This is a genomic window from Williamsia sp. SKLECPSW1 (assembly GCF_054332755.1).
Map to the genome: position 1 here is coordinate 236,864 of NZ_JBTGLI010000002.1, position 14,057 is coordinate 250,920.

Genomic DNA, 14,057 nt, shown 5'->3' on the forward strand with positions numbered 1-14,057 from the left:
TCAGTTGGGCGTCGGTCGCCCGACCTCATAGGTGCCGTTGTCGTCGAGGAAGGTGACGGTGACCTGCTGCTGGGCACCGGCGATGGTGACGCTGCAGCGGAAGCTCGAGCCCTTCTGCACCTTCGGTCCGTCCGGGCATCGCACGTTCGACACGTCCGTGGCCTGATAGTCGCTCGTCAGGATGTTCTTCACGCCGCTCTCGGCCGCAGACCGCGACAGCTCCGTGGACACCGCGAAACCCGGAGCCCAGAACGCCGTCACGAGGACGACGACGACGATCGCGACCACCCCGCCGATCGCACCGAGCAGCACGGGCCGACGGCCCCGTGCCGGTCGCGCCATCGTCGAGAAATCGTCCTGTCCCGGCGCGGCGCCGGGTTGCGGCGGGTAGGCCTGATCCCCCTGCTGCGGACCGCCGTACTGGGGCTGTCCGTACTGGGGCGGCTGCCCGAAGGCCTGGGTGCCGTACTGCGGTTGGCCGTATGCCGGCTGCCCGTACTGCGGTTGGCCGTACTGGCCGTCTCCGTACGCGGGCTGCCCGTAGGGGGCTTGGCCGTACGGGGGTTGTCCGTACTGGGGTTGGCCGTAGGTCGGCGAGGTGTACGGCTGACCTTGTGGCGGTTGCCCGTAGGAGGGTTGCCCGGATTGTGGGTTCCACTGGCCCTGGTCGGGCGCACGTGACGGGTCCTGCCAGGCCCGCGCCGTGTCGTCGGGTTCGCGTCCGGCGTCGGAGGCGCCCGGCGTCTGGGGGTCGGTCATCGAGCCCTCCCGCCGCTCTCGTCACGCGCCACCGCACCTGGGTGCGGTGGCGTTGGTCCGCGACCGAAGATACCGCACCACCGGTCCGTGCCCGGGGAGCCGCAGGCGCGCGGCGGCGGTCGTGACTCCGGTGACCTCAGCCGATCTCGACCGCGACGACCCCGCGGGTGACCGCCCGCGCGGCCGAGCGCGCGGTGGCCGCGACCGGTGTGTCGGCCGCGGCGATGCGGATCTGTTCGAGCAGGTCGATGACCTGTCGGGACCAGCGCACGAAGTCGCCCGCCGGAAGCGGACGGCCCCGATCACCGGCCACGGCGAGAACCTCGGCCAGCGGCCGACCCGACGCCCACAGGTGCATGGCCAACGCGAAGCCGGCGTCGGGCTCGCGGGTGACCGAGACGCGGTGGCGTTCCTCGATCACCGACAACGCGCGCCACGCACGGTGGGTCGCGGTCAGCGCATCACGCACCGCGCCCTCGCCCGTCACCAGGTCGGCACCGGCGTAGGCGTCGCGGCGTGACTCGTACACCACCGACGACACCACCGCGGCGAGTTGCGAGGCGGTGAGCCGATCCCAGATCCCGCTGCGCAGGCACTCGCAGATCAGCAGGTCGCTCTCGCTGTACACACGTGCCAACGCCGAGCCCGATGCACTCACCGTCAGCGAATCACCCTCGCGGACGAGGTATCCCAGATGTTCGAGTACCGACACAACGCGGTCGAACGTGACCGACAGCGTCGAGGTGCGGGTGCGGACCGCGTCGACGAGGCCGTCGAGATCGCGCTGGATCCGGGCACGTCGTTCGGCCAGGCGGAACAGGTCGTCGGATCCGGAGATCTGGTGGGCGGGGTGCGCGCGAAGGCGGGCGCGCAGGTCTGTCAGCTCGGCGTCGTCACCCCCGGGTGCGTGCTTCGCCGGCCTGCCCCGGGGCATGTCGATGCCGGTGTTGCGCAACGACGAGGCGAGATCGCGACGGCCGCGACCGGTCCGCCGGTCGACCTGCTTGCCGAGCCGCATGTCACCGAGCACTTCCGGCGGGTTGACGAAGTCGCGGGTGCCGACCCGTCCGCACCATGCGTCCTCGCACAGGACCAGCGGACGCGGGTCACGACGGTCGGATGCCTGCTCCACGACCACGGCGAGACCGCGATGACGTCCGCCGCGCAGTGCGATGACCTGTCCCCGCTTGAGAGCGAAGAGGTCGTCGACGACCGCGTCCTGACGGTCCATCCGCGTCCGGAACTTGATGTCGCGCTCGCGGGCTCGGATGGTCTGCCGAAGCCGCATGTAGCCGAAGAACCCGTCGTGCCGGTCGGCGTCGGTGGTCTCGTCGGGGTCGAGCACGCCGGGATCGACCCCGACGGTCGCGGCACGCCCGGTGAGCTCGGCGTCGACGGTGCGCAGGGTCCCCCGCGTGGTGTCGATGCGGCGGTGCATGCCGACGACCGACCGGTCGGCCTGGAACTGCGCGAACGAGCGCTCCAGCAGGGTCTTCGCGCCGTCGAACCCGAGCCGGTCGATCAGGTTGACGGCCATGTTGTACTCCGGCGCGAAGGAGCTGCGCAGCGGGAACGTGCGCGCGCCCGCGAGACCCGCGACCCGACCGGGATCGAGGTCGGGTGACCACACCACGACCGCGTGACCCTCGACGTCGATGCCGCGGCGTCCGGCACGTCCGGTGAGCTGCGTGAACTCGCCGGGGGTGAGGTCGACGTGGGCCTCGCCGTTGAACTTCACCAGACGCTCGAGGACCACCGACCGCGCCGGCATGTTGATTCCCAGCGCCAGTGTCTCGGTCGCGAAGACGGCACGAACCAATCCCCGGACGAACAGTTCCTCGACGGCGTGGCGGAACGCGGGCAGCATCCCTGCGTGGTGCGCGGCGAACCCGCGGGAGAGTGCCGACGCCCAGCGATCGACGCGCAGGACCTCGCGGTCGGCATCGGAGAGTTCGCCGACGTGTTTCTCCACGACGGCGTCGACCTCGCCCACCTCGTCGGGGGCCAGCAGCGTGAGTCCCGACCGCAGGCACTGGTCGAGCGCGGCGTCGCAGCCGGCGCGCGAGAACACGAACGTGATCGCCGGGAGCAGGCCCTCGCGATCGAGTCGGGCGATCAGGTCGGGCCGGGACACCGCGGGACCGGGTCGCGACCCACCGCCGCGCCGACCTCCGCCGCGGCCGGAACGGGTCCCGCGGCCGTGTACCCGGTCGTGGTCGTCGACCATCTCGCGCTGCCGGATGTATCGGGTGAGCTCGGGATTGACCTCAGGGGCCTTCCCGGGTCGGGACCGGCGGTCGAACAGGTCGATGATGCGGTTGCCGACCATCATGTGCTGCCACAGCGGCACGGGTCGATGTTCGTCGACGACGACCGTGGTGTCGCCGCGGACGGTCTGGATCCAGTCGCCGAACTCCTCGGCGTTGCTCACCGTCGCGGAGAGGCTGACGACCTTCACACCGGGATCGAGGTGCAGGATCACCTCCTCCCAGACGGCGCCGCGGAAACGGTCCGCGAGGAAGTGCACCTCGTCCATCACCACATGCGACAGGCCCTGCAACGCAGGCGAGTTCGCGTAGATCATGTTCCGGACGACCTCGGTCGTCATCACGACGACCGGAGCGTGCGGGTTGATCGACGAGTCGCCGGTCAGCAGGCCGACGGCATCGGATCCGTATACCGCGACGAGGTCTGCGTACTTCTGGTTGCTCAACGCCTTGATCGGTGTCGTGTAGAAGCACTTCGAGCCCGCGGCGAGGGCGAGGTGGACGGCGAACTCGCCGACGATCGTCTTTCCGGCGCCGGTGGGCGCGCACACCAACACCCCGTGGCCGTCCTCGAGTGCCGAGCAGGCCGACGACTGGAACGGGTCGAGCGCGAACCGGAGCCGCTCGGTGAACTCGGTCAGACGCGGCCGGTCGACGACGAGAGCGGGGACACCGGCGGCGCCGTCGTCAGAGGACGTCATCGAGATCCGACGCGCGGACGGGCTCGGCCGGCGGGACGGACGAACTCGAGGCCGACGAGCTGGCCCCGACCATCTCGGGACGGTGGTCGAGCGGGGAGGCCTCCTCGTCGGAGAGATGGTCCCAGTTCTCGCCCTCGCGACGAGCCTTGCGCCGGTCGTGGATGCGGGTGAACTGCACCGACAGCTCGAACAGCACGGTGAGCGCCAAGGAGAGCGCCAGCATGGTGAACGGGTCCGATCCAGGGGTGACCACCGCGGCGAACACGAACAGGCCGAAGGTCAGACCGCGCCGCCACGCCTTCAGGCGTGCGTAGGTCAGCACCCCGATCAGGTTGAGGGCGATGATCAGCAGCGGTACCTCGAAGCTGACGCCGAAGATGATCAGCAGGTGCAGCATGAAGGTGAAGTACTGATCACCGGCGAGTGCGGTGACCTGGACGTCGTTGCCGACGGTGAGCAGGAAGTGGAAGGCCTTGGCCACCACGAGGTACGCGAGGATGGTGCCGGTCACGAAGAGCACTGCCGCCGCGGCGACGAAGGACAACCCGTAGCGACGCTCGTTCCGGTGCAGGCCCGGGGTGATGAACTGCCACAGTTGGTAGAACCAGATCGGGCAGGCCAGCACCGCCCCGGCCGTGGCGCCAACCTTGAGTCGCAGCATGAACTGGTCGAACGGGCCGGTCGCGAGCAGGCGGCACTCGTCACCCGGGGTGAGCGTCGCGCGCGAGCTCGGAGGCAGCGAACAGTACGGTCCGCGGAGGAGTTCACCGAGTGACTCGATGTGGAAGATGCCGTGCGAGTACCAGACGAAGCCGATGATCGTCGTCAGCGCGATGGCGATCAGGGAGATCAGTAGGCGTGTGCGCAGCTCGTAGAGGTGCTCTACGAGCGACATGGTGCCGTCGGGATTGACACGACGTCGACTACGTCGCGGATCCAGGGGTATGCGGACCACGGGTCAGGAAACCACCAGTCGGGAGGGCTGCACCGGCCCGGCGGTCGCCCGCTGACTGCGGGACGGACGCGACCGGGTCAGGGCGGCGGGATCAGGCGCTGCGACGTTCCCCGTCGGGCTGCGACGTGGTCGGCTGCCCGGTGCTGTCGGTGGGGGCCGGCGCCGGGATCTGGCGTGGCGCGACGTCCTGCGTCTCCTCGTGCTTCTTCCCGTCGTCGTCCTTGCCCTCGCTCTGCATCTCCTTGATCTCGGACTTGAAGATGCGCATGGACCGGCCCAGACCGCGAGCGGCGTCCGGGAGCTTCTTCGACCCGAAGAGGATGAGGAACACGATCACCACGATGATGATGTGCCATGGCTGGATGGCGCCCATTGGCCTTCCTTTCGCGCGTCGACTGCTGCCGATGCTACCGGACGGGACGGGCCCCGGCCGTCGGCGTCATCTCTGCGCGGCACCGCTCCGGTCGGAGGTGACGTCGCCGTACGCGCCGAGTGCGGATCGGGCTCGGCGGGCGATCTCCGACTCGACCGTCGGTGCACCCACGGGACGGATCCGACCGCCGAACCCGAGCAGGAACCGGGTCAACCACTCGTCGGACCCGTAGGTCATCCGTCCGCGCACCGACCCGTCGGCGTCGGGGCCGTCGACGATGTCGATGAGGTGGTAGTCGACCACCCAGGCCACCTCGGGGTCGATCGCCAACTCCACGCTGGGCAGGGAGCCGGCGTCGTCGCCGAACAACGACAGTGACGACGTGTCCAGGTCGGTCGCGGCGTGGTCGCGGGCGGCCTCGTCGAGCAGTCGCGCCTCGTCGATGCGATCGAAGCGGAACAGACGCACCCCGTCGCTCTCCCGGCACCAGCCCTCCAGGTAGCTCTGCCCGTCGACGGCCTGGATCCGGATCGGGTCGACGGTGCGCTCCGACACCGCGTCCCGCGACGCCGAGTAGTAGCGCAGCCACAGCGCCTGTCGTGTGCGGAGCGCGTCGCGGACGACGCCGTCCCAGCCGTTCACCGAGGCGGTGTCGCCACCGGAGGGCGTCGCCGACGAGGCCGCCCCGAGTGCTGCGTCGCCGACGGCCCGCTCGATCTTGGCGATCGCCCGCTGGGCCGCGTCGGCGTCGACCACGCCGCCCATGTCCAGCAGTGCACGCAACGCCATCAACAGCACCGACGCCTCCGCCGGGGTCAGGCGCAACGGCCGGTCGATCCCGGCGGAGAAGGTGACGTCGACGGTGTCGCGGTCGACGAAGTCGAGATCGATGAGATCGCCGGGCGAGTAGCCGGGCAGCCCGCACATCCACAGCTGGTTGAGGTCCTTGCCCAACTGGTCCACCGTGACGCCGAGGTCGGTGGCGGCCTGCTTCTTGGTGACCCCGGGATGGGCGAGGAAGTACGGGACCATCGCGAGCAGCCGGGACAGCCGATCCGGTGCCCCGCTCATGCGCCGGCTCCCGCGAGCGCACCGCGCAATCCGTCGACCACCCGGTCGACCAACGCCGGTGGGTCGAGAGCGACGGCGTCGGGCCCCAGACCCACCACCTGGCGGGCCAGACTGTCGACGGACCACTCGCTCACCGCGACGATCGCACCCGGACGGCCGTCCCGCTCGGACGGCTCGATCGCGGTGGCGGCGCGGCGGACCCCTCCCCCGCGGCCCTCGGCGACCCACACCCGGGCGACGCCCTGATCCCCGGGGTCCGCGAACCCGGCGGCCGCGGCGACGAGAGCGCGCACGTCGACGTCGTCCGGGCGGACGAAGGTGCCGGTACCGGTCTCGATCGGCTCGAGGATGCGGGACAGGCGGAACGTGCGGGTCTCGCCGCGGTCGAGGTCGTGGCCGACGACGTACCAGCGTCCACGGTGTGTGACCACGCCCCAGGGTTCGAGGCGCCGGCGGGTCGGTTCCGCTGTGGGCGACGGCCGGTGCGTGAACGTCACCGGGAGCTGGTTCTCGACGGCGTGCAGCAGCACCCCGACGACGACCTCGGATCCCATCGCGCGCGGTGTCGCGGCACGGACGCCGACGGTGAGGTCGGTGTCGGCGACGAGTTCGACACCGCCCGCCCGGAGTTTCAGAAGAGCGGTCCGGGCGACCGAGGCCATCGAGGGGTCGTCCCAGACGGCCGCGGCCATGGTCACCGCGGCGGACTCGTCACGATCGAGGTCGATGGCGGGCAACTCGTAGGCGCTGCGGTTGATGCGGTAGCCGTCGACGTCGGCCCGGCCGGAGTCACGACCGGTCTCCAACGGGATGCCGAGGTCGCGGAGTTCGTTCTTGTCCCGCTCGAACATGCGGTTGAACGCGTCGACGCTCGTCGAGTCGCCGTACCCCAGGACCAGGGACCTGATCTCCTCCGCGGTGAGGTAGTGCTCCGCCGACAGCAGGCAGATGACCAGGTTCATCAACCGTTCGATCTTGGTGGTCGCCACCCGTCGCAGCCTATGGCACGGGCGCCGTCGGCGAACCCGACCCGCACCGCCGTGTCGGGCGGTGCGATGTGCTCACATCGACGCGATGAGACGGTCGACGCGCTCGTCGACGTTGCGGAACGGGTCCTTGCACAGCACCGTGCGCTGGGCCTGGTCGTTCAGCTTCAGGTGCACCCAGTCGACGGTGAAGTCCCGGCCCGCCTTCTGCGCTGCGGCGATGAAGTCGCCGCGCAGCTTGGCGCGGGTCGTCTGCGGCGGCTCCTCGACGGCGTTCTTGATGTCCTCGTCGGTGGTGACACGACGCACCAGACCCTTGCGGGACATGACGTCGAAGACACCGCGTCCGCGCTTGATGTCGTGGAAGGCCAGGTCGAGTTGGGCGATCTTGGGGTCCGCGAGATCCATGTCGTAGCGGTCCTGGTACCGCTGGAACAGCTTGCGCTTGATGACCCAGTCGATCTCGGTGTCGACACCGGAGAAGTCCTGCGACTCCACCGCGTCGAGCGTCCGCCCCCACAGGTCGACGACGAGATCCATCTCCGGGTCGGGGCGACGGTTGCGCAGGTGTTCGACGGCGCGGGCGTGGTACTCCCGTTGGATGTCGAGGGCGCTGGCCTGACGGCCGCCGGCCAGACGGACCGGACGCCGACCGGTCGTGTCGTGACTGACCTCGCGGATGGCGCGGATCGGGTTGTCCAGGGCGAAGTCCCGGAACGACACCCCCGCCTCGATCATCTCCAGCACCAGCGCCGCCGACCCCACCTTGAGCATGGTGGTCGTCTCGGCCATGTTCGAGTCGCCGACGATGACGTGCAGGCGTCGGTACTTCTCGGCGTCGGCATGCGGTTCGTCGCGGGTGTTGATGATCGGGCGTGACCGTGTCGTCGCCGACGAGACGCCTTCCCAGATGTGCTCGGCGCGCTGCGACAGGCAGTAGGTCGCGGCCTTCGGTGTCTGGAGGACCTTGCCGGCGCCGCAGATGAGTTGGCGGGTCACCAGGAAGGGCAACAGGACGTCGGAGATGCGGGAGAACTCGCCCGCCCGGACGACGAGGTAGTTCTCGTGACAGCCGTAGGAGTTGCCCGCGGAGTCGGTGTTGTTCTTGAACAGGTAGATGTCACCGCCGATGCCCTCGTCGGCGAGGCGTCGCTCGGCGTCGACGAGGAGTTCCTCGAGCACCAGCTCCCCGGCGCGGTCGTGGTTGACCAGCTGGACCAGCCCGTCGCACTCGGCGGTCGCGTACTCGGGGTGCGACCCCACGTCGAGGTAGAGGCGTGCACCGTTCTGCAGGAACACGTTCGACGATCGCCCCCACGACACGACCCGCCGGAACAGATAGCGGGCGACCTCGTCCGGGCTGAGGCGGCGGTGACCATGAAAAGTGCAGGTCACGCCGAATTCGGTCTCGATGCCCATGATGCGACGATCCACCCGGTCAACCCTACCGGTGCTCGGCGCGGACGGTCGGGACGCAGCGACCATGCGGCCCCGTCAGGACGATGCGTCCCCGGGTGTCTCGCTGGTCGACGTGTCCGCGTCGCCGGCGTCGGACGAGGAGTTCTCGGCCGGTCGGTCCGGGATGATCGCGGCGACGGCGTCGGCGGTGAGTCGACGGAACGCCCGCCGTGGGCGCGACCGGTCGAGGACGGCGACCTCCAGGTCGCCGGCGGTCAGGACCCGGGGCTCGGCGGTCTGCGTCGACCCGTTCTGCGTCGCCGGTGGCGCGCCGAGGGCCGCTACCGCGCCGGTCAGCGCGCTCGCGAGGTCGGCGTCGGTGGAGTACGTGTCCTTCATCGCCGTGGTGATCGACTCGGTGGAGCCACCCATCACGAGGAACCGGGTCTCGTCCGCGATCGACCCGTCGTAGGTGATCCGGTACAGCTGCGACGGTGTCGTCTTGCCCGGCTGCGCGACCTCGGCGACACAGAGTTCGACCTCGAACGGCTTCGCCTGCTCGGTGAACACCGACCCGAGGGTGTTGGCGTAGGCGTTCGCCAACGACAACCCGCTCACGTCGGCGCGGTCGTAGCTGTAGCCGCGGACGTCGGCGAGTTGGATGCCTGCCTTGCGGAGTGTCTCGAACTCGTTGTACTTGCCGACCGCGGCGAACCCGATGCGGTCGTAGATCTCGCTGACCTTGCGCAGGGCGTTCGACGGGTTCTCCGCGACGAACAGCACCCCGTCGGCGTAGGTGAGCACGATGACGCTGCGTCCGCGGGCGATGCCCTTGCGGGCGAGTTCCGAGCGATCGCGCATGATCTGCTCGGCGCTGGCGTAGTACGGGAACGTCATGACGCGTCACCCCCGAATGCCTCGTCGTGCGCTGCGGTGCGGTCGGCGATGAGAGCGCGTGCGGCGGCCTCGATCTCCGTCGACGGGATCTCTCGGGCGCCGTCGACGTCGATGGAGACCGCGGTCGGCACGATGCGCCGGACGAGGTCCGGTCCACCGGTGGCGGAGTCGTCGTCGGCGGCGTCGTAGAGAGCCTCGACGGCGATGCGCAACGCGGAGGCGGCGTCGAGGTCGGCCCGGTAGAGCTTCTTCAACGAGGACTTCGCGAAGACCGACCCGGACCCGATGGCCTGGTAGCCGCCGAACTCCTCGTGCCGGTCACCGGCGACGTCGAAGGAGAAGATCCGTCCGCTGCGGTTCGGATCCGTGCCCTCGGGGTCGAACCCGACGAGCATGGGGATGGCGACGAGGCCCTGCAGAGCGGCGCCGAGGTTCGACCGCACCATCGTGGCCAGGCGTGTCACCTTGCCGTCCAGCGTGAGCGAGACGCCCTCGATCTTCTCGTAGTGCTCGAGCTCGACCGCGAACAGCCGCACCATCTCGACGGCGATACCCGCGGTGCCGGCGATGCCCGCAGCGGAGTACTCGTCGGTGACGAAGGTCTTGCGGATGTCGCGGCTGGCGATCATGTTCCCGGCCGTCGCCCGGCGATCACCCGCGATCAGCACACCACCGGGGTACGCCACCGCGACGATCGTGGTGCCGTGCGGGATGGAGTCGGTGGGTGACACGACGGTGCGGGTGTCGGGGAGCAGGTCCGGTGCGGTGCGCCGCAGGTGGTCGGTGAAGGACGAGATGTCCCGACCGATTCCGTCGAGCTGTCCGCTCACTGGCCGCCTTTCTGCACGTAGGCGCGCACGAAGTCCTCGGCGTTCTCCTCGAGCACGTCGTCGATCTCGTCGAGGAGGTCATCGGTGTCGTCGGCGAGCTTCTCGCGTCGCTCCTGGCCGGCTGCGGTGTCCGGGCCGTCGGCGGAGTCGTCGTCTCCGCCGCCACTGCGCCGCGTCTGCTCCTGCGCCATTGCTGCCTCCTCGATCCTGCGATCCCCGGAGGGCCGTGTGGCCGCCCGAGAAGTCCGTGTGTCCACCCTACCGGCAGGGGTCCTCCGGCTGCGGGACGTGCGGGGACGCCCACCGTCGGCCGACCGGCGACTGCCTCAGGTGGTGAGCTGGTCGACGAGCTCGGCCGCGGAGTCCACCGAGTCGAGCAGGGCGCCGACGTGGGCGCGGCTGCCGCGCAACGGTTCCAGTGTCGGGATCCGCACCAGCGAGTCGCCGCCGAGGTCGAATATCACCGAATCCCAGCTCGCCGCGGCGATGTCCGCGCCGAACCGCCGCAGACACTCGCCCCGGAAGTAGGCGCGCGTGTTCTCCGGCGGGGCCGAGACGGCGTCGGTCACCTGCTGCTCGGTGACGAGTCGCTTCATCGAACCCCGGGCGACGAGACGGTTGTAGAGACCCTTGTCCAGGCGCACGTCCGAGTACTGCAGGTCCACCAGTTGCAGGCGAGGAGCACTCCAGCCGAGGCCCTCCCGCGTACGGAACCCTTCCAACAGACGCAGTTTCGCCGGCCAGTCGAGGATGTCGGCGCACTCCATCGGATCACGCTCGAGGCGGTCGAGGACGTCGATCCACGTGTCGAGGACATGCTGTGCGCGTGGGTCGTCGACGCCCCGCGAGCGGGCGAACTCCGCGCAGCGCTCGTGATAGATCCGCTGCACGGCCAGCGCCGTGACCTCACGACCGTCGGCGAGCGCGACGGTGCCGGTGAGCGACGGGTCGTGACTGATGCGGTGGACCGCGGTGACGGGACGGGCGAGCTCCAGATCGGAGAAGTCGACACCGGCCTCGATGAGGTCGAGCACGAGGGAGGTGGTCCCGACCTTGAGGTACGTCGCGGTCTCGGCGAGGTTCGCGTCGCCGATGATCACGTGCAGCCGCCGGTAGCGATCGGGGTCGGCGTGCGGTTCGTCGCGGGTGTTGATGATGCCGCGCTTGAGCGTCGTCTCGAGCCCGACCTCGACCTCGATGTAGTCCGCCCGCTGGGACAGTTGGAACCCGTCGTCGTCGCCGGACTGGCCCAGGCCGACCCGGCCGGACCCGGTGAAGACCTGGCGGGTGGCGAAGAACGACGTGAGGCCCGCGATGACGGCGGTGAACGGTGTGTCGCGCGCCATCAGGTAGTTCTCGTGGGTCCCGTAGGACGCACCCTTGCCGTCGATGTTGTTCTTGTACAACTGCAGTCGCGGGGCGCCGGGCACACTGGCGACGTGCCGGGCGGCGGCCTCCATGACCCGCTCCCCCGCCTTGTCCCAGATGACGGCGTCCATCGGATCGGTGACCTCGGGGGCCGAGTACTCGGGGTGGGCGTGGTCGACGTACAGCCGGGCCCCGTTGGTGAGGATCATGTTCGCGGCGCCGACCTCGTCGGCGTCGATGATCGGAGCCGGACCCGACGACCGCCCGAGGTCGAACCCGCGCGCATCGCGCAGCGGCGACTCGACCTCGTAGTCCCATCGGGTGCGCTTCGCCCGCGGCACCCCCGCGGCCGCCGCGTAGGCGAGGACCGCCTGCGTGGAGGTCATGATCGGGTTGGCGTTCGGCTCGTTGGGCGCCGATATGCCGTATTCGACCTCGGTTCCGATGATGCGCTGCACGACGTCGAGCCTAGGCGTCGCCGCGCGCGAGGTCCGACGCCGACCCGTCCGTGATGCGAGGACGGGTCGGCGACGGCCGACGAGCGTGCCGGGTCAGAGGTACTGGCCGGTGTTCGTCTCGGTGTCGATGGCGCGGCTCGCGCCGGCGCTCTTGCCGGTGACGAGCGTGCGGATGTAGACGATCCGCTCACCCTTCTTGCCCGAGATCCGCGCCCAGTCATCGGGATTCGTGGTGTTGGGCAGGTCCTCGTTCTCGGCGAACTCGTCGAGGATCGAGTCGAACAGGTGCTGGACCCGCAGACCCGGTGCCCCGGTCTCCAACTGCGACTTGATCGCGTACTTCTTCGCCCGGTCGACGACGTTCTGGATCATCGCGCCCGAGTTGAAGTCCTTGAAGTACATGATCTCCTTGTCGCCGTTGGCGTAGGTGACCTCCAGGAACCGGTTGTCCTCGTTCTCCGCGTACATCCGTTCCACGACCCGCTCGATCATCGCGGCGACACAGGCACCGCGATCGCCCGCGAACTCCTCGATGTCGTCGGCGTGGATGGGCAGCCCCTCGACGAGGTACTTGGAGAAGATGTCGATCGCCGACTCCGCGTCGGGCCGTTCGATCTTGATCTTCACGTCGAGACGACCGGGGCGGAGGATGGCGGGGTCGATCATGTCCTCGCGGTTCGACGCGCCGATCACGATGACGTTCTCCAGGCCCTCGACGCCGTCGATCTCGCTGAGCAGCTGCGGCACGACGGTGGTCTCGACGTCGGAGGACACGCCCGAGCCGCGGGTGCGGAAGATCGAGTCCATCTCGTCGAAGAAGACGATCACGGGGGTCCCCTCGGACGCCTTCTCCCGTGCGCGCTGGAAGATCAGCCGGATGTGACGCTCGGTCTCGCCGACGAACTTGTTGAGCAGCTCCGGGCCCTTGATGTTGAGGAAGTAGGACTTCGCCTCGCGGGCGTCGTCGCCCCGGGCGAGCGCGATCTTCTTCGCCAACGAGTTGGCGACGGCCTTGGCGATGAGCGTCTTGCCACATCCGGGCGGGCCGTAGAGCAACACACCCTTCGGCGGACGCAGCGAGTAGTCGCGGAACAGGTCCTTGTGCAGGAACGGCAACTCCACGGCGTCACGGATCTGCTCGATCTGGCGACCGAGGCCACCGATGTCCTCGTAGCCGACGTCGGGCACCTCCTCGAGCACGAGGTCCTCGACCTCGGCCTTGGGGACCCGCTCGAAGGCGAACCCGGCCTTGGTGTCGATGAGCAGCGAGTCGCCCGGTCGCAGTGAGCGCTTGCCGTCCTCGGCGTCGACGTCACCCATGAGGGGTTCGGCCAGCCACACGACACGCTCCTCGTCGGCATGGCCCACCACCAGTGCGCGGTCACCGGTGCCGAGCACCTCGCGCAGGGTGCTGATCTCACCGACGGAGTCGAACTCGCACGCCTCGACGATGGTGAGCGCCTCGTTGAGGCGGACGGTCTGGCCGCGACGGAGTGCCTCGACGTCGATGTTCGGCGAGACGGTCAGGCGCATCTTGCGCCCGGAGGTGAACACGTCGACCGTCGAGTCCTCGTACGTGGCGAGCAGCACGCCGTAGCCGCTGGGTGGCTGTCCGAGGCGGTCGACCTCCTCGCGCAGGGCGAGCAACTGCTGCCGGGCGTCCTTGAGGGTGTCGAGCAGTTTGGCGTTGCGGGCGGTCAGCGTGTCCACGCGCTCCTGGAGGTCACCGCTCAGCGGGCGCTCGTGCCCTCCGGTGTCCGGGATGGGGCCACGGCCGTGTCCTTGACGACCCGCCCGGTCCGCGTTCTCTCCACGGGCGTTGTCACGACGGTCGGATTCGGTCATTGCTGACTCCTCTCGCCGGTGAGTCGCAATCGGGCTCACCGTCCTTCCACGCTACCGGCGTGCGGCGACACATGCGGCGCAGGCGCGGGGAGACGCACCGAGTGTCCCGCATGCTGGACAGCCGAGGCGGGCCGGACGCGGACGAGCTG

Annotated in this window: 12 protein-coding genes; all 12 read right to left on the bottom strand. The window is 69.5% G+C overall.

Going from position 1 to position 14,057, the window contains the following annotated elements:
• Positions 1-759 carry a DUF4333 domain-containing protein gene (locus tag ACXVUM_RS16970; RefSeq protein WP_458523104.1) on the bottom strand — a complete coding sequence of 253 codons (759 nt, stop codon included), beginning with the start codon at positions 757-759 and terminating at the stop codon, positions 1-3.
• A 136-nt stretch (positions 760-895) separates the two neighbouring features.
• On the bottom strand, positions 896-3,727 hold the full coding sequence (locus ACXVUM_RS16975; RefSeq protein ID WP_458523105.1) for a DEAD/DEAH box helicase: 2,832 nt from the start codon (positions 3,725-3,727) through the stop codon (positions 896-898).
• The gene (tatC, locus tag ACXVUM_RS16980) at positions 3,714-4,622 is read right to left on the bottom strand and encodes a twin-arginine translocase subunit TatC (protein ID WP_458523106.1); all 909 of its coding nucleotides are present in this window, start codon (positions 4,620-4,622) and stop codon (positions 3,714-3,716) included. The genes ACXVUM_RS16975 and tatC overlap by 14 nt, the downstream gene beginning before the upstream one ends.
• A gap of 151 nt (positions 4,623-4,773) precedes the next feature.
• The gene (gene tatA / locus ACXVUM_RS16985; protein ID WP_458523107.1) at positions 4,774-5,055 is read right to left on the bottom strand and encodes a Sec-independent protein translocase subunit TatA; all 282 of its coding nucleotides are present in this window, start codon (positions 5,053-5,055) and stop codon (positions 4,774-4,776) included.
• 66 nt (positions 5,056-5,121) lie between these two features.
• Positions 5,122-6,126 carry a helix-turn-helix transcriptional regulator gene (locus ACXVUM_RS16990; RefSeq protein ID WP_458523108.1) on the bottom strand — a complete coding sequence of 335 codons (1,005 nt, stop codon included), beginning with the start codon at positions 6,124-6,126 and terminating at the stop codon, positions 5,122-5,124.
• On the bottom strand, positions 6,123-7,115 hold the full coding sequence (locus tag ACXVUM_RS16995; RefSeq protein WP_458523109.1) for a helix-turn-helix transcriptional regulator: 993 nt from the start codon (positions 7,113-7,115) through the stop codon (positions 6,123-6,125). The genes ACXVUM_RS16990 and ACXVUM_RS16995 overlap by 4 nt, the downstream gene beginning before the upstream one ends.
• 72 nt (positions 7,116-7,187) lie before the next feature.
• Positions 7,188-8,546 (bottom strand): Pup--protein ligase, encoded by a 1,359-nt coding sequence (gene pafA, locus ACXVUM_RS17000; protein ID WP_458523110.1) that lies wholly within the window; start codon positions 8,544-8,546, stop codon positions 7,188-7,190.
• 60 nt (positions 8,547-8,606) lie between these two features.
• Positions 8,607-9,407 (bottom strand): proteasome subunit alpha, encoded by an 801-nt coding sequence (gene prcA, locus ACXVUM_RS17005; RefSeq protein ID WP_458523111.1) that lies wholly within the window; start codon positions 9,405-9,407, stop codon positions 8,607-8,609.
• A complete protein-coding gene (gene prcB / locus ACXVUM_RS17010; RefSeq protein ID WP_458523112.1) occupies positions 9,404-10,237 on the bottom strand; it encodes a proteasome subunit beta in 834 nt (277 codons plus the stop codon). Before prcB ends, prcA begins: the two co-directional genes overlap by 4 nt.
• Positions 10,234-10,428 (bottom strand): ubiquitin-like protein Pup, encoded by a 195-nt coding sequence (locus tag ACXVUM_RS17015; protein ID WP_253652880.1) that lies wholly within the window; start codon positions 10,426-10,428, stop codon positions 10,234-10,236. The genes prcB and ACXVUM_RS17015 overlap by 4 nt, the downstream gene beginning before the upstream one ends.
• Positions 10,429-10,563: 135 nt before the next feature.
• Complete coding sequence (gene dop, locus ACXVUM_RS17020; protein ID WP_458523113.1) at positions 10,564-12,063, bottom strand: depupylase/deamidase Dop; 1,500 nt, start codon at positions 12,061-12,063, stop codon at positions 10,564-10,566.
• Between the two features lie 93 nt (positions 12,064-12,156).
• Complete coding sequence (gene arc / locus ACXVUM_RS17025) at positions 12,157-13,908, bottom strand: proteasome ATPase (RefSeq protein WP_458523114.1); 1,752 nt, start codon at positions 13,906-13,908, stop codon at positions 12,157-12,159.
• Positions 13,909-14,057: the final 149 nt, after the last annotated feature.

Excerpts from the sequence above, each read along its gene's own strand:
- ACXVUM_RS16970 (WP_458523104.1), bottom strand. The coding sequence starts at position 759 with ATGACCGACCCCCAGACGCCGGGCGCCTCCGACGCCGGACGCGAACCC.
- ACXVUM_RS16975 (WP_458523105.1), bottom strand. The coding sequence starts at position 3,727 with ATGACGTCCTCTGACGACGGCGCCGCCGGTGTCCCCGCTCTCGTCGTC.
- tatC (WP_458523106.1), bottom strand. The coding sequence starts at position 4,622 with ATGTCGCTCGTAGAGCACCTCTACGAGCTGCGCACACGCCTACTGATC.
- tatA (WP_458523107.1), bottom strand. The coding sequence starts at position 5,055 with ATGGGCGCCATCCAGCCATGGCACATCATCATCGTGGTGATCGTGTTC.
- ACXVUM_RS16990 (WP_458523108.1), bottom strand. The coding sequence starts at position 6,126 with ATGAGCGGGGCACCGGATCGGCTGTCCCGGCTGCTCGCGATGGTCCCG.
- prcA (WP_458523111.1), bottom strand. The coding sequence starts at position 9,407 with ATGACGTTCCCGTACTACGCCAGCGCCGAGCAGATCATGCGCGATCGC.
- ACXVUM_RS17015 (WP_253652880.1), bottom strand. The coding sequence starts at position 10,428 with ATGGCGCAGGAGCAGACGCGGCGCAGTGGCGGCGGAGACGACGACTCC.
- arc (WP_458523114.1), bottom strand. The coding sequence starts at position 13,908 with ATGACCGAATCCGACCGTCGTGACAACGCCCGTGGAGAGAACGCGGAC.